Below are 18,069 nucleotides of genomic sequence, written 5' to 3' on the forward strand. Positions count from 1 at the left end.
ATTTTTTCAATCCCGTTTTCTCTAATTTCTCTTCCAATCTATCAATGAACTTTCCGTGTTGCGGGGTGCAAAAGTAGAACCTTTATTTAGATTTCCAAGCATTCTGAATGAGTTTTTTTCTAACTTTTTTCTATATTTTTCCTAACTAACTGATAACACAATATTTAAATTTAAAAATTTCTTTACTCGAATAAAGTTTTTTCTTACTTTAAAGCTTTTTAAGCAAATATAGAACCTGAAAAAATCTGTTTTTATCAAATATACAGCTTGAAAAAAGCTACTTTCTTTGTCTTTTCAGGAACTGACTTTCCTGTAACTACTATAAATCTATTAATAAATCACTCGAATACGCAGCGAAAGCAACACTTAACTAACATAAATAAAAAAAGCCTGAGAAATTCTCAAGCTGTTTTAAACAATTTATTAAAACAATTATTATTTGCTGAAATCGTAACTAAGTACGGCACCAAGTCCAAATTGAAATGTTGATGCATAATCAGTGACTGCTACTGGCCCCCAATAATAGTCCCAATAATAATCATATCCTACGGCTGCCGACATTGATTGCAGATAAGCATTTAGATTAATTGATAATGGTGAATTCGTTTTTACTTTTACACCAGCCTTAATTTCCCATGCAAAATAAGTTCCACTACCACTCTTTGGCGTTTCCAGAATGGCAACTCCTAAACCTGCTCCTAAAAACGGAAGCGCCTTTTGGGAGCTTGAGCCAAAATAATACGTATAATCAGCTAATATATAATTGATCGCACCTTTATCATCTCCAGCATTAAGCTGAGTTCCTGCAGGAATAGTGTTAGGCCCATTAATTATAGCAACCTTTGTATACAAAGGCATATTTGTATCAAGTCTGTTATACTTTAATTCTACTGAAGCATTATCCATTATAAAATATTCCAAACCTATACCATATTCAAAACCATCTTCTACTTTTGCGTAAGAGGAATCAAAGTCTACCCTATCAGAAAAGGTATACCCTCCATACAAATTAAGTAAAAATGACTGGGCGCTTTGTGCTGACATTCCCAGCGAAAAGAAAAAAACGACAACTAACAAATGATACTTTTTCATAATTTCAAGATTTAATTTATAATTATTGTTTGCATGGCGGCTACATTCGGGGATTTTTCATGATGTAGCACTTGTAATCTTCATAATCTATTAACTCGTCTCAAAGTTATCTTACAAAAACATTTTAACATAATAAAACAAGTTTTATCATGTTGCAAATTATAAAATGAAACCATTTTTTTTTAACTCACTTTTCCTAAACCAGGACTCAACCGTTGCCACAAAGCATAAGTATTCTATAATTATATCGAATAATATCCTGCTTACCTTACTTTATAAACAAGACTTTATAAACAAGATATGTATTCATAAAAAAAAGAAACAGATTATAGCACAACTACAATCTGTTTCTTTTTTTAGACCTTTTCTCAATTCTATCTATTCATATATAACAGAAAACCTTTTCAGTCTGCGATTCCTTACTTTACTGCTTAGCTATTCAATTAAATCTCTTTCAAGTTCACCTCTTTTTTATCGCCATCCTTATCTATAGTCACCCTTTTCTCAATATTGGCTTTATCAGAATAGGATTGTTTTGCTGTACCATAATTTGTTGTAGAACCTTGATAACCATAATAATTGTAGTAGTTTGTATATCCAGATACGTACGAATAATTATAGGAGTTGGTAAAATCAAAGCTAACCATAACAATATAAGTGCCCGGCATTAAATCCATAAACTCGAAATGTCCTTGATCGTCATATACTTTAGTTTTTTTGATAGAATAGCCGAAATCACTGTTCAAAGGCACTTCTGGCATTTTATTTTGCTTGCGAATTTTCTTGTTGACCTCTGCCCATTCTTCATAATAAGCTGAACTTGGAAAAAGTGTAATTTCTGTACCTCTTGGTGCATATTGTTTCTTAGCAGTATTCACCAACCCGCCCAATCTCTTACCTGAGTCAGATCTTGCATAGGCTGTCCCAATTATAACACTATTACCATTGGAGATTTGCTTTGCAACTTCTTCCTTGTTAAACTTGTTTTTAATAGGCTGATAATCTAATTCTTCGTTAACTGTAATTTCCCACATTCCATTAGCCATAGACATTTCACGTTGCCATAGGCGATGATCTTTTTTGTCTATAGCATAATTATAAGTAGCGTTGGTGCTCTCTTCCAAAACTGAAACAAGCCATGTCTCGTGCTTACCTGTTCTCGGAGAATTGTAGACAAAACTTTTTACTTCTTTAATAGTATAATATTCAACAAGCACATCTGACCCGTCATTATAATAAAACTGCGGAAAACGTGCTTTATACCCTACATCTAATGGTAAAGTCGTAATTAAATGATCGGACCAATTGAAGTCAAAATATTCTTCTTTAGGCTGAAGCTTTAATTTTTTGTCTTTTTTAGTTTTCTTAGAATAGTAATTACCCGTAATGATTTCAGCAAAGTTCAGATTTAATTTTGCGTTCTTAGTCTCATCAGCATAACTTATAGCTCTAAGCGTTTGCGCATCTGCTGTACTAATACGTGTTGTAGGAGCTCCGTTGTCTTTTGGGGTAAAAGTATTATTCAACGTCAGTTGGTTATTGGCCAAAGTAATGTCATAAGTTAATGCTCCCATATTCTTCCACTCTGTGCCTTTAACATAATAAACAGTGTAGAGTGATTTTTCTGGCTTGATATACTTTGTATTGATGTCCTTACCGCCAGGAACAAGTGCTTTTTGTCCGACTGCCATAAATGGAAGCAGAAACAGTACATAAAAAAGCTGTTTTAACAAACTGGATTTCTCATTTTTAAAAAAAACACCTTTTTCTGATGTAATACTATTTGGAATATTGGCTTTCATTGTGATTATTTTGATTGGGAACAAATTTACAGACATCATATACAAAATAAAATACCTGATTTCATGGTAATTTTCCATAGGAATCACATTTAATTTTACTCTAATATCTAATTCTTATAATATCTTCAGATCAAAACAAAACAATAATTTAACGCAACATCATTGCATTAAATTTAAAAATGTCTTTATTTTACCTTTCACTAAATTTATCTTAATGAACAGACGCAGATTTTTAAAAGGCTCCTCAGCACTAGCAGGGCTATTCACTCTTGGCCCATCCGTTATCTTAGCAAATGATGTGGAAGCCATCAGTAAGAAAGCAAAAAAAGCAAAGAACATCATTTTCCTGATCAGCGACGGAATGAGTTGTGGAACACTCCAAATGGCAGATCTCTACTCTCAACATATTTTAGGCAAAAATACAGAGTGGATCAATCTTTATAAAGAGAGTAAAGTCTCAAGAGCTTTAATGGACACAGCATCTGCCAGTTCTCCAGTCACAGATTCTGCGGCGGCAAGCTCTTCTTTTGGAGGCGGGCATCGTGTCAGAAACGGTGTATTGAATATTGGTCCAAATGGCGAAAAATATCTTCCGATCTGGCAAAAGTTTAAAAATGCAGAAAAAAAAGCAGGCTGTGTTACTACGGTAACCATTACTCATGCCACACCAGCAGGGTTCTGTGTGAACTCTGACAGCAGAAATGCCGAAAATGAAATTGCAGAAATGTATGCCGAACTTGGATTTGATGTTATGATGGGCGGAGGCGACGAATTCTTTAATCCATCAAAAAGAAAAGATAAAAAAGATCTCTATAAGATCTATGAAGAAAAAGGCTATCAGGTACTAAAAGAAAAATCGGATCTAGAAAACATTAAAAAAGGAGGAAAAGCTTTAGGTGTTTTTGCTACTGGAGCTCTTCCCTACACGATCGATCAAAACAATATACCAGAATTACAAAAAACACCTACACTTGCTCAAATGAGTGCTGCGGCAATTGACCAGATGAAAGACCATAAAAATGGTTTTGTATTAATGATTGAAGGAGGAAAAGTAGATTGGGCTGCGCACGCCAATGATATTGCTGCGCTGATTCATGACCAGCTCGCTTTTGACGAGGCGGTTAAAACAGCTATAGATTTTGCCGAAAAAGACAAAGAAACCCTTGTAATCATTACAACCGATCACGGAAATGCAAATCCGGGACTTATCTATGGCGCAAATGCAAAAGAAAACTTTGACAGCATTGCAGACTATAAATACACCAACGAGTACATTTTAAATTCTATTCATTCTGATTTCAATCTGCAGCAGATTAAGGATTGGGTTAAAGAAACCAATAAAATTAGCTTGACAGATGATGAAGCAAAGCATTTAAAGGATTTTTATTCTGGCCTCGAAAAGCAGGAAGATGGTCTGTATAATTATAAAAAGTTACCTTTTAAAGCCTATTCAGAAATTCAGAAAAAGCATAATAATGTAGGATGGATTAGTATCTAACCATTCTGGAGATTATGTTGAATTGGCTATGTATGGCCCTGGAAGCGAACTGTTGAAGCCTTTTGTACAGAATAAAGATCTTCATTATCTAATGCTTCAAGCTTCTATTGAAAAAGAATCTTAAATAGAAAAATCAAAGTTTTGTTGGACACAAGCTTTATTAACGAAATAATATTAAAAACAAAAGCTTCATATAAATTTGAAGCTTTTTGTAACTTTTATAATAATCAATTTTATTTTTTTTCTGTAAAAGGACTTGCCAATGCCTGTTCATTAGAAACATTAAATTCTCATTTACAACTTCTATTTAAATTTTGTTTAACGTTACAATCTTATGCAAATGCAAGCAAAGATTACTTTTGAATCGTTATCTTCCAAATGTTTTATAGTTTTAAAACATCACCGATTACTTTAACAAACCCATATTCTTCAAAACTATTCCAGAGAATCGGTACTGTCAGATTGTATTCTTTCCCCTTTGCCCATATAAGTCTGTATCCGCTGTCTTCCATATAAATACAACCATAATCTGCTTCTATAGCTCTGCAAAACTCTTTAAAGTATTTGTCAATTGATTTTGATTTAGCAAAAAGTCGACTCATGCTACTAGTAACAGCCCAAAATTGAAGTTCGATACAATCCTCTATTTTTGAAGAATAGTCATTAATGTAAATTTCAACATTACCTATCCACCATTTACCCTCTGCGCCTTTGTAAAAATCAATAAAGTCAGATTCATCAGCAGAATCGGGTGTATAATTTTGAGTCAAATCATACACATAATACTCTATTATCGTCTGATCCTCTTCTACTAAAATACAAGTATCTACCCGTTGGTTTATTCCTAAGTTTTCAAGTAAGGTTTTGGATATTTCTCCATTAGCATAGCGGTCAATTTTGTACAGCTGATTGTTGCTTATTTCAAATGATGCTCTCTCTTTTTCTGAATGCTCATAAATGAATTGTAAAGCTCTATTAAGCCATTCTCTCTTAATGTATATTCTATAATCGTAATCTAGTCCCATTTTTATAATTCGAATAAAATCAAATGTATTGCTTTTAACTTAAAAAAATCAAACTTTAATTAATATTGAAGCATGAAAGACCTTACGTACATTAAGCTTAGCTTCAACAAATGTTAAATATTAGTAAAGCCCTGCAAAGTCTGATCTTTTTGCTTATTTTTGTTAGAAGCTCTTCAGAAAAAAGATTTAAAATTTCCTTGTAGTCGCTGATCAGATATTTATCTCCAGCTATCACAAAAGCAAGAAAACTTTATAATCAATTTTAAAAGAGCCAAAAAAAACACCATTACAAATAGCCCCAAGACTATGAAAAAAATTACTCTAATGATCTGTCTGCTACTTGCCGCAGGCGTGAACGCACAGCAGGAAAAGGGAATTATCGGATATGCGAACTGGCTGGACAACTGGACAGAATTCAAACCGCAGAAAACGGAGTCTAAAGATGCCAACCAAATACTGGCTGGAAATATCACACAGAACACCAAACTGATGAAAAAAAACGTGTACATTCTTCAAGGAAATGTATATGTAACAAATAACGCCGTTCTGACTATTGATCCAGGTACGGTAATTATTGGTGATGCTGCAAGCAAAGGAACTCTTATTATAACAAAAGGAGCCAAAATTATGGCAGAGGGACAGGAAACTGATCCTATCATCTTCACTTCAAACGCTAGCATGAAAAAAGCGGGCGACTGGGGTGGTGTTGTAGTCTTAGGAGATGCACCTATCAATAAATTTGGTGGAGCTGGATCTTATACCATCGAATCTTGACCCTTCTCTTACTGCATATGGAGGAGACAATGCAGCTAGCAGCTCTGGAGTATTAAAATTTATTCGTATTGAATTTGCAGGCCGAAAAGTAAAAGGAGCAGATAGTTTTAATGGACTAACTGTTGCAGGAGCTGGAAACAAAACGGTTTTAGAGAATATTATGGTGAGCTTCTCAGGAGGTGATTCATTTGCTTTTTATGGAGGAGATCTTAATGCTTCTCAATTGGTTTCATACAAATCTATAAACGATGATTTTAAAATGACGCAAGGAACGCAATGCCGTCTATATAATTCATTGGCAGTTAGATCTTCTTACTTGTCAAGTAACAGAGATGGTTCTAGATGTTTGGAAGTGAAAGCCTATGAAAAGAAAAGCGAAACAGACTTTACAAGAAAATCTACTTTCGTTTCTGCATTAAACCTTACTCTTATAAATGATAGTGAAAATATCAAAGCTGACGTTCAGGCTGGTCTTATAAAAGAAGCTGTTTATGTAGCAGACAATGCTGCTCTAGAGCTTAAAAGAAGCGTGATTTCAGGATTCAACCCAGCTGTTTTACTAGATAGCCAGACAATAGTAAATGGTGAGAACTTAAAGAAAATCAAAATTGAAGAAATGTTTTTCAACCAGTGTACAGGTAATATTTTTACAGAAAATAAAGCCGACAATTCTGATTTAGAAAACTGGTATGGCAATACCATCTTTTCAAATGTGTACTCAAAAACCGATAATAAGGAAACTTTTGTTGACATTTATAATGCAAAAAGACCTGACTTTAGACTTCAGCTAGGAAAAATTACTGCATCAAGTGGCAAATAATTTTTTTAAATATTAGAAATTTAAAAGGAAACATCTACTAAGCTGTTTCCTTTTTTTTGCACCTAAAACTTCCATTGCTTACAAAAATTTTAAAAACAGGTAGAAATACTGTACTGTAAATCAAATTCTTATGATAACTTTAGTCTATATTCTCAATGGAAGCAATACTAAAAAGATAAAAGTATGAAAATAGGAATTATTGGCATTGGAAGCCTTACACTAGAACTGGCACAGAGAGCCTCATTTGCAGGTTATGAAATTCTTATCCATCATCCTCGTGGCAACTCCTTTATACAGCAAACGACTGAAAGCATAAGAAATGCCAGACTAGTTTCACTTCAGGAAGCTGCTATGGGAGATGTTATCATACTTTTTGTTCCGAGAGAAGATCTCGAGAAAACCATTGAAATGTTGCCGGACATGACGGGCAAAATCATTGTTCATACCAGCGGACTGATTTTTAATCCAAAACTTCTCGTATCAAGCATTACTAGCGCCCTTACTTTTCAGATTACAGCTTCACTGCTACCTAAGGCTTATGTGGTAAAACTTTTCAGTCCAGTAATGCTACAGCCTCAAAAAACGTCGCTCGTAACCAAAAGCAAAGATGAAATCTATTTTGCAGGCGACCATACACCTTCAAAAAATACTGTCAAAACTTTTTTAAAAGATCTCGGGTTCAATCCTTTTGACCTTTCTTCAAGATTAAAATCTCAAAAAACTGTCCTCCTTCACAAAAAGAACAGTTTATTGAATGTCTGGTATCAGCATCATTATAAATCAAATTGATTTTTCCCTTGAAGATTTATAAGACGAAATGAATACTTATTGTCTTAAGGATTTTCAGCATTTGAATGTGATGTGTTCAAAGAATCTTTTTCTCTAGGCCTGCGGCGTTCTGGACGCAAATTTTTCAGTTCACTCTCTTCTGCAAAAGTTGCATCTTCTTTAAACTTACCAGTAGAAATTTCGAAATCATCTGCTGTTCCGGTAATTTTCATCGGAATATTTATAAGTCCCATTGGTGGCAACCCTACACGAAACCCAACATTTATTTTACCATCCATAGTAACTTGCCCTTCTAGCTTCGCCCTAAAACCAGCCATTTTCATGGTTGTTGGCGTTATGATCATTACATTATTTTTTATGGCCGAATGAATAGCAATTTTATTAAAAGTTGCTTTCTCCAAATCAGCAGCATCTGCTTTTTTGGCTACGTGGTTTAAAATCTTGAAATTTTTAAATTTAATATCCTCTAAGGTCAATGTTCCTTCGCCTTCAATAGATTTAAAGTCAATATCCATATTCTGATCGATACTTCCTCCTAGCTGGTAATCAACCGATACCAAACCGTAGGCATCTTTAGCCATACTTACCAATTCGGCAAAAATCGGAATCTCAGCATAAGCGCGTTGGATATCAAAATTGCTAGCTTTAAAATTCGCATTGTACTTCGCTAAACGACGATGCTGGGCTTTATAATCACCGGTCATGGCTATTTTAGTTCCAGCCATATTAAAAGCGGCTTCTGTTACCTGAACTTTACGATCATTAACCACTAGAGTTCCAACAAAATCTTTAATCTTATAAGTATCAAATTGAAGATTATTGACTTTTGCTGCGATTTTTAGATCGGCGCTACTAGGAATTCTAATTACGTAGTTTTTATTCTTTGCATTGCTGTTTTTAGCAACTGCATTTACAGGTATAGAATCTGTTTTTTGAGCTACTCCTTCTTCGGCTTTCTGGTCTGTATACTTTGCAATCATATCAAAAAACTCGTTTGCATCAATCTGATTGCTCGATAGATTAATATCTGCCTTGAGCTTTTCGTTAGACTCGCGTAGATATTTTCTATTAAAAACATACCTTAAAATATTATGGATGTATCCATTTAATACAATATCAGATTTACCATAAGTGACATTAAATTCTTCAAAGCGCATCTTATCTTTAAAAAACTTAAATGTTCCTTTAGAAATCTCAAAGGGTTCAGGAAACATGGCGCTCTTAATCACTAAATTTCGTGCTTCTAGCTTACCTCCGTTTTTAATATTGTCATAATTTTTCGCATCTATATCTTTTTTAGAGCCTTTAGCAATAAGATTGGTCTGGATAACTCCTGAAATGCTCAAATCTTTAATGGGGAATATTTGAGTTAATTTACCAACGTCCAATGTTCCCTGAGTTTTTATATTGTAAACCAAATCGTAAAGATTACTAACCTCTCCCTGCACTTTAAAAGGAGATCCTGCCAGAACAAATTCCGCTTGCTGTAGTTTTACATCTAAATCTTCTCCAGTACCTCTATCACTTGATACCGTAGCATTTAGATTTATATTTTCAACTGGCATATTAGGAAATTTAAGTGATTTCAAATATCCATTCTTAATACTTGCCACTGCTTTTGAGGATGGATATTTTTTCTGTTTGCGGTTTAAAATTCCATGCATGCTTACTTTTAAATTTAAATCTCCTTTAACTTCTAAACTGTCTAGAGGATAAAATTTATGCACTTCTGCCAGATTAATTTTAGATTCCAATTCGGTATCTACAGTAAAAGGATATAACTTATGAAGTTCGAATCGTCCTCGAATATAATTGCCAAGAGCTTCAGCATTCAAATTCTCTATTTTAGCCGAAACGTTTCTTAAAATACTGTCTTTAGCTGTTACCGCTAGATTTAGGTTGATATTTTTAATTGCATCTTTTTTCTTTATGTTTTGAAGATATCCATTTTTTAGGCTAAGATTCAGCTGAAATTTAGGAATGCTTTTAATGATTGTATCTACTTTATTTAAACGCGGACTAAAACCTAAATCTCTTAAAAAAATACCGTCGGCTTTTAAATCCAAGGCAATATCTCCACGAATATCATTCTGGTTAAGATTTAAGGCTTCTTTTAATTTTGCCAAATCTAAATCGGCTTTTACAGCCGTTTTAATTTTTAGCTTTTTAAAACCTTCAGAATGGAAATTAACTGTCGTTTTCTTGTTATCCAGATTAAATGACAGATTATCTAAATCAAACTTTAATTTATTAATATCTAACTCTTTAACCTCAGCTTTGGCTGATATATTAATATCTTTTACTGGATCTTTTATTCTTTTATAAGCAATTGTACCGTTATTAATTTGCAAATCAGCAGAAACAATTGGCTTTTCTGACAGGTCTTGCATATACCTTCCGCGCGCAAAAATCCTAAAATCAATATTACCGCTTATGGTCATCTCTTCACGCCACTTATCGTAAGCTGGAGGCACAAGGGAGAGCATTTCTTCTAACGTCGAGTTTTTTGACTGCATACGCAGATCAAAATCATATCCTCCTTTTATAAACGCAAAATGGCCATTAAATGAGAACGGAAAATTTTTAATGCGGATAACATTACGCTCAAATTTAAACTTAAGTGCTTTTGCGTCTATGTAAGTAATAATTTCAGCATTGACGGGTTTATTTCGAACATAATCGACACCGTTTAAGCTAAAATCAAATGATTTAATTTTTACATTAGAATCAAGATCAAATAAATCTGCACTTAAATCGCCTTTGCCTTTATAGTTCAAATCCTGAACCTTAAATTTTAAAAGTGCGCTTCTGTCATTGTATGATATATTCGTTTGCTTAATAACAACCTTCTTAATATTAAATTCTGTCTTTGTTGTATCTACAGATTTAGATGGTTTGACAATATTAAAATTGGCGTTTCCTTTAGAGTCTATTTCAAGATTTAAATCTGCTTCATCAAGATATACGGCATCTAAAACTATCTTTCCTTTCAATAAACTGTAAAAATTCAGACCTGCAGACACTCTTCCTGCCTTTACAATGCTTGCTGCTTCAAACTGTTTCTTTTTGCTTAGTACGCTGACATTTTTTGCATAAATGGTCAATGCCGGAAAATGTTTAAAAACGGAAAGTCCTATCTGATCAAAACGTACTTCCGCATCTAGTTTTTCATTAGCTATACTTTCTAATTTAGCCGTTATTTCGTCTTTAAAAACATACGGAACAATTGTAAGCACAATTATTAAAAGTAGAAATAATGTCGCAATACTTATTGCCGTTTTCTTTAAGAACTTCTTAGTCATTTTTTTGGGGTATCGTTTTAAGATTTTAAAAATATAGATTTAGCTTTCAAGAAAAAACCTTGATGGAGATATTAACTCAAAAATAACAATTAAAATTTTTATTGATTCATCAGGCAGGCTTTCAAAACAAGATTTCGTTAAATTAATTATTCTCACAGAGCAAGTTCTAGATTTCAACGACTCATTTTGCCTGTTTACCTAAAATCATATCCTCCACAGGCAATTTCTAATGACCTTTACATCAGAAAACAAAGCTGCAAAGCTTATAACTTAAAAACTTACGATTATGAAAGCAACCATTGGTATTACAGAAAAAAACACAAACGCTGTTTCTAATGAATTAGCAAAACTGTTAGCAGATGAATTTGTACTTTACACCAAAACCAGAAATGCACACTGGAATGTTACAGGCGATAATTTTCATGCGAATCACATCTTCTTTGAAAATCAGTACAAACAACTAGATGAAATCATTGATAGCGTTGCTGAACGTATGCGTAAAATTGGCCACTACGCACCCGCAACCTTAAAGTCCTATCTTGAATTGACGCATCTTACAGAATACAGTGAAAGAACAAACGATGGTTTAGGATTTATGAAAGATCTATTGCAAGACCATGAAAGCATCATTGAATTTATTCGTGGCAACATTACTCCTTTTGCTGATGATTACAAAGATTATGGTTCAAGCGATTTTATTACTGGTTTAATAGAAATTCATGAAGAAATGGCATGGATGATACGCTCTTACTTTAGATAAAATAACAAGGAATAAGTATATTTGTCTAAACCAAAAACCAAATACCATGAAAGCGTTAATTGTTGATGACAATGATATTGCAAGAACTACTTTATCTCATTTGGCAAAACAAATTCCGAATCTTACTGTTGTAAATGAATATTCTAATGCCATTGAAGCATATCATCATTTACAGGAAAATCAGGTAGATTTAATTTTTTTGGATATTGAAATGCCCGAGATGACAGGAATTGAGCTGACAAAAAATCTCTCAGGTAAAGATATCATCATCATTTTTACATCTTCTAAAAAGGAATACGCGCTGGAGGCATTTGAATTGAATATTGCAGATTATATTCTAAAACCAGTTACTCCTGCCCGATTTTTACAGGCAGTGAGTAAAGCACAGTCTATCATTGAGAGCAGAAAAGAGAATATACAATTTGGTAAAGAAGAATTTTTATTCGTTAGAGATTCTAATATTACAAGACGACTAAAACTAGATGATATTTTTTATGCTGAAGCAATGGGAGATTATGTAAAGTTTTACACCAAAGAAAAAATGTTTGCCATTCACGGCAAAATGAAAACTGCCGAAGAACGTCTGCCAAAAGATGATTTCATTAGAGTACATCGTTCTTATATTGTTTCTATTGGTAAAATTGACACTTTACAAGACGGAGGTATTATGATTAATAAAAAATTTATTCCTGTTGCAGATGCTTACAGAAAAGCGCTTAACACTAGGATGAATGTTTTCTAAATGTCATTTTATTTTTTCTGCTGCGTAAACTAGAATGCTATCTTATTGAATTAAGATCATACAATTTCATTTACACTTATTTATATGATAAATACGTCTACCGTAATGGGTAACAAACGCTTTAGTTATTTTATCATTAGCAGTTTTATTTTATGCAGTATATTATTGATTGCTGTACAAATTAATTCGGCTCAAAATACTAAAGAACTCATACGAAATAATAATACCCTTTTAAACGAATTGCGTTCCAGCAATCATTTAAGAGAAATTGACCGCGATATTCTGGGTGTCGAAAGCAGAATTCGAGCTTCGATCGCTACTAATGACACTACACATTTAGAAGGAATCGATCAAAAGATCAGGCAGATTAGAAATTTTCTCGATTCCCTTTCTGTGGATAATGCAGATCCTGAAGAGGAAAAGTTAATACAAAGACTCGGAGTTTTGGCTCAGGATAAAATGGTCACAAAAGGAAAACTCCTGCATCGTTTTGATTCTTTAGGAAATATGGATGATGATAGCTCTATTGCCAATCCTAGAGCCAGAATAATTTCCAATGAGATTACCGATATTACAGCAAAGATTTACCGTAAGCGCCAATTGCGCATGGTGGAGTTGCGAAATCTAAGTCTGGAAATGGGCCAAAGAGCAAAACTTTATGACATTTCACTATTAGTTTTACTAGTTTTGAGTGGTGCTGTTATAGGGTATCATATTATGCGCCAATTTAGAAGACAACATTTTCTGATTAAAGAATTGGATATTGCAGAAAAAAAAGCATCGATCGCTGCTCAGACTAAAGAAAATTTTCTGGCTAATATGAGTCATGAAATCAGAACGCCGCTTAGTGGTATTTTAGGATTTACCAATTTATTACAGAAAAGACCTTTGGATGAAACTTCCGCAGAATTTGTGAATTCTATTCAGCGTTCGGGCGAAAATTTAATGACCATTATTAATGACATACTCGATTTATCTAAAATTGAGGCTGGAATGATGCGCATTACGCCTGGAATATTCAGCATCAACGGATTATTGGATTCGGTTGAAACGCTTTTTTCAGAACGTGTAAAAGAAAAAAAACTAACGATTTCTAGTAAAGTCGATAATTCGATTCCTGATACTTTAATTGGTGATGCCACCAGATTAACTCAAATATTGGTAAACCTCATTGGAAATGCCATAAAATTTACCCATCAAGGATCTGTAAGCATTGAGGTCTATAACAAACTCCAACATGAAGATAAGGTTATTGTGGGCTTTAAAATTACGGACACAGGAATTGGAATTGATAAAGAAAAGCTAAATGAAGTCTTTGAAAGATTCAATCAAGGTGAAGATTCTACCACTCGAAATTACGGTGGGACTGGCCTAGGATTATCAATAGTAAAAAAACTGATTTTATTGCAAAACGGTGATATTGAAGTAAAAAGTGAACAAGGAAAAGGAACAACCTTTAGCTTTTATATTCCGTATGATATTGCTAAAGAACAGCTCAATTCTAAACCTAGTGCTAATATTAACCACTTTAAAGATATCTCAAATACCGCTTTGAGAGTTTTAGTTGTAGATGACAACGCGATCAATCAGAGTTTGATGAAACATTTACTTTCTCAATGGAATGTTGATTTTGAAATGGCTTCTAACGGTTTGGAAGCAGTCGAATATCTAAGGAAAAAAGATTGTGATCTGGTATTAATGGATTTACAGATGCCTCAAATGGATGGGTATACTGCTGTTCAGCAAATTAGAGAAATCTTAAAACTAGATATTCCCATAATTGCCATGACAGCACATGCCCTGCCTGGCGAAAGAGAAAGATGTTTGAGCCGAGGAATGAACGAATACATTTCAAAACCTATAAAAGAGGAAGAACTTTTTAAACTGATTGCTGCTTTTGGACTGAAAGAATCAAATTCGGAAGAAACAAACATTATACAATCTGATCCTGTTTTTCAACATATTGATCTTTCGTATATGCAATCGGTAAGCGCTGGCAGTAAAGCGTTTGAACAAACTGTGACCAAACAGTTTATTGACAATGTCCCGCTACATTTAGAACAGCTTATCGTGGCTTATGAAAATCAAGATTTTAAAATGGTGAAACTTAGAGCACATGACTTGCAATCAAGTGCTGCTATAATGGGATTATTGCCACTTTTAGAAGAAAAACTCGATATTCTTGAATTGGCTACAGAACAAAATGCAACTTTACAGCAGATTTTAAATGATGTCGAAAAGATTTTGAATTCGTCTCTCTTAGAAGCTAAAGTTTTTTTAGAATCGCTGTGAAATAAATAAGACAATAGCTCGTTTTAAATTCAAGAAAAACCATCTTACTATATATTATTCAATAGAAAGACTGTCTGTAAAAGGCGGTCTTTTTTGTTTTTTTTCATTTTAAAATATACCTGTATTAAATGCCCATTTAAATAATCATACATTAATGATTGCAGGCGTAATTATCGTTGTGTCCCAGTGGTTGAAACCACTGGCTATGTTTACCCATATTGAGATGATTTTTCGTTCCAATTTTAAAACATAGCCCGAGGTTTCAACCTCGGGAAACGTATTAAATACAGATCTATGATAACAACAAACGATTGATTTCGCTCTTTAAACGAGTGTTTTTGCCCATTCGATGAATAGTGGAATGCTACACGAATGTAAGGCGGTAAATTTACTTCAGTTAAACATTTAAAACCAAGAAATCATGGAAATCATCCAAACCAAAGAAAACGCATTATCACATTCAGCAGTAACTGCAGTTATTAATGCTCCAATTGAAAAAGTAAATATTGCAGACTGGCTTTTAAACCTTCCGGATGCAGAATACCAGCGTTGTTCTACTCAGCATATTGGTGCGGGAATTACCAGCACCTATGAAGGAGAACCCATGTCTATTAATGTAGAAACAATTGGCGATGCTTTAATGGTACAGCATTATGTGGCAACAGTTCATCGTCCAGATTATTGCCGTATGTTGTCTATCTCAGATTCTATTACTAAAAACGGACGTACTAAAGTTCAGGTTTTATGGGAACTTAAAGTAACTAAAATTGATGAAAATACTTGCCTTTACACCAATGAGATTCATGCAACTGCAACACCAGAAATGTTTGAATACTTAAAAGAACATGGAGTAGATCTAGCTGGCGCTGCTGTTTCAAGACAAGCTGCTTCTGATGCACACAATCATGAAGAAACTCCTAACTTTGCTAAAAGCATAGAAAACAAAGCATTAACGGGAAAATACAATCAGCCTTTTTAATAGTATAGAAATCGAGCGCACCAATGTGCGCTCTTATTATTTTGAGTATTATGAAAAATAATTTGTTTGAAATACTAATCGGTTCTTGGACATTAGTTGAATTGATTGAAGTACCTTTAGGGGAAGGAAAAATTACAAATCCGATGGGAACCAAACCAAAAGGCATTATTATTTATAACAGTGACGGCTATATGTCAGCACAAATAATGAATACTGATTTTGAACATTCTGACACAAAAGACAGTACCTCTTATCTCGCCTATTCTGGTCCCTTCAAAACTGATGATGAAAAACAAATAGTCAGCCATACCATGTCTGTTTCACTTTTTGAAAATTGGAGAAATGAGACACAAAACAGAAAAGTTCTTTTTAAAGATGGATTGCTTCATTTAGAAACAGAGAAACCATTTATAAGCAATTCACGTTTGGTTATTCATAAACTTACTTGGAAAAGAATGGAACAATCCAATAAAAACCACTAATCACAAACTACATGAAAGCAATAGTTATAACTCAATTTGGAGCTCCAGATGTACTTAAACTGCAGGAATATCCAACTCCAGAAGTAAGTGGAGACAAAGTGTTAATAGAAGTTAAAGCAGCAGGTTTAAACCGCTCTGATATCTTCCAGCGTCAAGGCAATTATCCTGCACCAGCTGGAGTTTCATCTGAAATTCCAGGTTTGGAAGTTTCTGGAATTGTAGTCGAATGCGAGCAGATGTTACGGATTTAAAAATTGGTGATAAAGTCTGTGCTATTCTTGCTGGCAGTGGTTATGCAGAATATGTAAGCGTTCAGGAAGGTCAATGCCTGCCAATTCCAGCTGGACTGACTTTTGCTGAAGCAGCAAGTTTGCCTGAAACAGTTTTTACAGTGTGGTCAAATGTTTTTCAGAGAGGAAACCTAAAATCTGGAGAAACTCTTTTGATTCACGGCGGCAACAGTGGCATTGGTATTACGGGAATCCAAATTGCCCATTCTCTTGGCATTCGTGTAATTGTAACAGTAGGATCTGATGAAAAAGGTCAAAAATGTCTCGATCTTGGCGCTGCATCATATATTAATTACAAAACCCAAGATTTCGAAACCGTTTTGCAGGAAGAAGGAGTCGATGTCATCTTAGATATGATTGGCGGTAATTACTTAAGTAAAAATGTAAATATCCTAAAACCCGAAGGCAGATTAGTTCATATTAATGCCGTAAGCGGCAGCCATGTAGATCTTGACATTTGGAAAGTAATGATAAAACGTTTAACAATTACCGGAAGCACCTTAAGAAGCCGAGACTATGATTTTAAAAAACAGCTAGCCAAAGAAGTGCAAAAAAACGTTTGGCCATTAATCGAATCAAAACAATTCAAACCGATTATTTTTAAAACCTTTCCTTTCACCGAAGCTCCTGATGCACATCGATTATTAGAAGATGGCAGTCATACAGGTAAAATTATTTTAGTTCGATAATTAGTCCGAATAAAACTTAAACCTCAACCAAAAATAAATAGTAATATGGAAAATCAAGGCGCATCTGTTGTTATTACGCACCATATTTTGGATGGAAAAGAACAGGAATATGAAAAATGGCTGGATGAAATTGTTCCCATTACCAAACACTCCAATGGTTTTATCGATTTGCAGATCGTACGGCCAATTCCGCATTTAACGTTTGTTTACACGGTTATTATCCGATTTGACACTATTGAAAACCTTAAATACTGGATTGAATCGGAAGACCGCAAAATGCTCATTAAAAAAGCAAATCCACTATTCAGAAAAAATGACAACTACCAGATAAAATCAGGTTTGGATTTTCTTTTTAATGCAGAAAACGAAGGAAATAAAGTTCCTGTTCGCTGGAAACAATTTCTTGTAACATGGTCTGCTATTTATCCATTGTCCCTTTTAATTCCTTTATTGGCACTCCCCTTTTTGAGATTTTTGAAAGTACCGTCAAATCATTATTTTGATGGATTAATAATTTCGGGTATCATAGTCTTTTTAATGGTATTTGTTGTAATGCCCAATTATACCAAACTGATCAAAAAATGGCTTTATAAATAATTAAAACTTCCCTCATTATAAAATCAAAAATCACTGTAGTTTGCAGTGATTTTTTTTGGTTTAAACTCTAAAAAAACAAATCCTCTACAATCAGAAAGCTTCAAATTATTCCTAAAGTTTCTCTTACTAAATTCAA

General features: G+C 33.9%; 13 protein-coding genes and 2 pseudogenes. 11 read left to right on the forward strand and 4 right to left on the reverse strand.

Annotated features, from left to right (window positions below):
- Positions 1-435 precede the first annotated feature (435 nt).
- Together ACPWTF_RS00825 and ACPWTF_RS00830 are read right to left on the reverse strand one after the other, a co-directional pair.
- Positions 436-1,092, reverse strand: coding sequence for an outer membrane beta-barrel protein (locus ACPWTF_RS00825; protein WP_427873993.1), 657 nt, complete (start codon positions 1,090-1,092; stop codon positions 436-438).
- 443 nt (positions 1,093-1,535) lie between these two features.
- Positions 1,536-2,972, reverse strand: a complete 1,437-nt coding sequence (locus tag ACPWTF_RS00830; RefSeq protein WP_427873994.1) for a hypothetical protein — start codon at positions 2,970-2,972, stop codon at positions 1,536-1,538.
- Between the two features lie 136 nt (positions 2,973-3,108).
- On the opposite strand from ACPWTF_RS00830, the pseudogene ACPWTF_RS00835 reads away from it, so the two are divergent.
- A pseudogene (locus tag ACPWTF_RS00835) lies at positions 3,109-4,516 on the forward strand (alkaline phosphatase).
- Positions 4,517-4,775: 259 nt separating this feature from the next.
- Here ACPWTF_RS00835 and ACPWTF_RS00840 read toward each other — a convergent pair.
- Entirely contained in the window at positions 4,776-5,417 is a 642-nt protein-coding gene (locus ACPWTF_RS00840; RefSeq protein WP_427873995.1) for a hypothetical protein, read from the reverse strand.
- A gap of 306 nt (positions 5,418-5,723) precedes the next feature.
- Between ACPWTF_RS00840 and ACPWTF_RS00845 the strand changes: the two are divergent.
- Together ACPWTF_RS00845 and ACPWTF_RS00850 are read left to right on the forward strand one after the other, a co-directional pair.
- Positions 5,724-7,011, forward strand: a pseudogene (locus tag ACPWTF_RS00845) (hypothetical protein).
- Between the two features lie 183 nt (positions 7,012-7,194).
- Entirely contained in the window at positions 7,195-7,800 is a 606-nt protein-coding gene (locus ACPWTF_RS00850) for an NAD(P)-binding domain-containing protein (RefSeq protein ID WP_427873996.1), read from the forward strand.
- A 44-nt stretch (positions 7,801-7,844) separates the two neighbouring features.
- On the opposite strand, the gene ACPWTF_RS00855 is transcribed toward ACPWTF_RS00850, so the two are convergent.
- Positions 7,845-11,102 carry an AsmA family protein gene (locus ACPWTF_RS00855; protein ID WP_427873997.1) on the reverse strand — a complete coding sequence of 1,086 codons (3,258 nt, stop codon included), beginning with the start codon at positions 11,100-11,102 and terminating at the stop codon, positions 7,845-7,847.
- Positions 11,103-11,388: 286 nt separating this feature from the next.
- Between ACPWTF_RS00855 and ACPWTF_RS00860 the strand changes: the two genes are divergently transcribed.
- From ACPWTF_RS00860 to ACPWTF_RS00895, 8 genes are all read left to right on the forward strand, one after another.
- A complete protein-coding gene (locus ACPWTF_RS00860) occupies positions 11,389-11,862 on the forward strand; it encodes a Dps family protein (protein WP_250836272.1) in 474 nt (157 codons plus the stop codon).
- Positions 11,863-11,908: 46 nt separating this feature from the next.
- The gene (locus ACPWTF_RS00865; RefSeq protein ID WP_111289323.1) at positions 11,909-12,604 is read left to right on the forward strand and encodes a LytR/AlgR family response regulator transcription factor; all 696 of its coding nucleotides are present in this window, start codon (positions 11,909-11,911) and stop codon (positions 12,602-12,604) included.
- Positions 12,605-12,688: 84 nt separating this feature from the next.
- Positions 12,689-14,896, forward strand: coding sequence for an ATP-binding protein (locus ACPWTF_RS00870; protein ID WP_427873998.1), 2,208 nt, complete (start codon positions 12,689-12,691; stop codon positions 14,894-14,896).
- 421 nt (positions 14,897-15,317) lie between these two features.
- The gene (locus ACPWTF_RS00875) at positions 15,318-15,875 is read left to right on the forward strand and encodes a hypothetical protein (RefSeq protein WP_427873999.1); all 558 of its coding nucleotides are present in this window, start codon (positions 15,318-15,320) and stop codon (positions 15,873-15,875) included.
- A gap of 50 nt (positions 15,876-15,925) precedes the next feature.
- Positions 15,926-16,357 (forward strand): lipocalin-like domain-containing protein, encoded by a 432-nt coding sequence (locus ACPWTF_RS00880; RefSeq protein ID WP_427874000.1) that lies wholly within the window; start codon positions 15,926-15,928, stop codon positions 16,355-16,357.
- An 11-nt stretch (positions 16,358-16,368) separates the two neighbouring features.
- Positions 16,369-16,608, forward strand: a complete 240-nt coding sequence (locus ACPWTF_RS00885; protein ID WP_427874001.1) for an alcohol dehydrogenase catalytic domain-containing protein — start codon at positions 16,369-16,371, stop codon at positions 16,606-16,608.
- Positions 16,584-17,336 (forward strand): NAD(P)H-quinone oxidoreductase, encoded by a 753-nt coding sequence (locus ACPWTF_RS00890; RefSeq protein ID WP_427874002.1) that lies wholly within the window; start codon positions 16,584-16,586, stop codon positions 17,334-17,336. The genes ACPWTF_RS00885 and ACPWTF_RS00890 overlap by 25 nt, the downstream gene beginning before the upstream one ends.
- A gap of 45 nt (positions 17,337-17,381) precedes the next feature.
- Entirely contained in the window at positions 17,382-17,933 is a 552-nt protein-coding gene (locus ACPWTF_RS00895; RefSeq protein WP_427874003.1) for an antibiotic biosynthesis monooxygenase, read from the forward strand.
- Positions 17,934-18,069: the final 136 nt, after the last annotated feature.

The organism is Flavobacterium sp. MMS24-S5, from assembly GCF_050320125.1.
GTDB classification, from domain to species: domain Bacteria; phylum Bacteroidota; class Bacteroidia; order Flavobacteriales; family Flavobacteriaceae; genus Flavobacterium; species Flavobacterium tyrosinilyticum.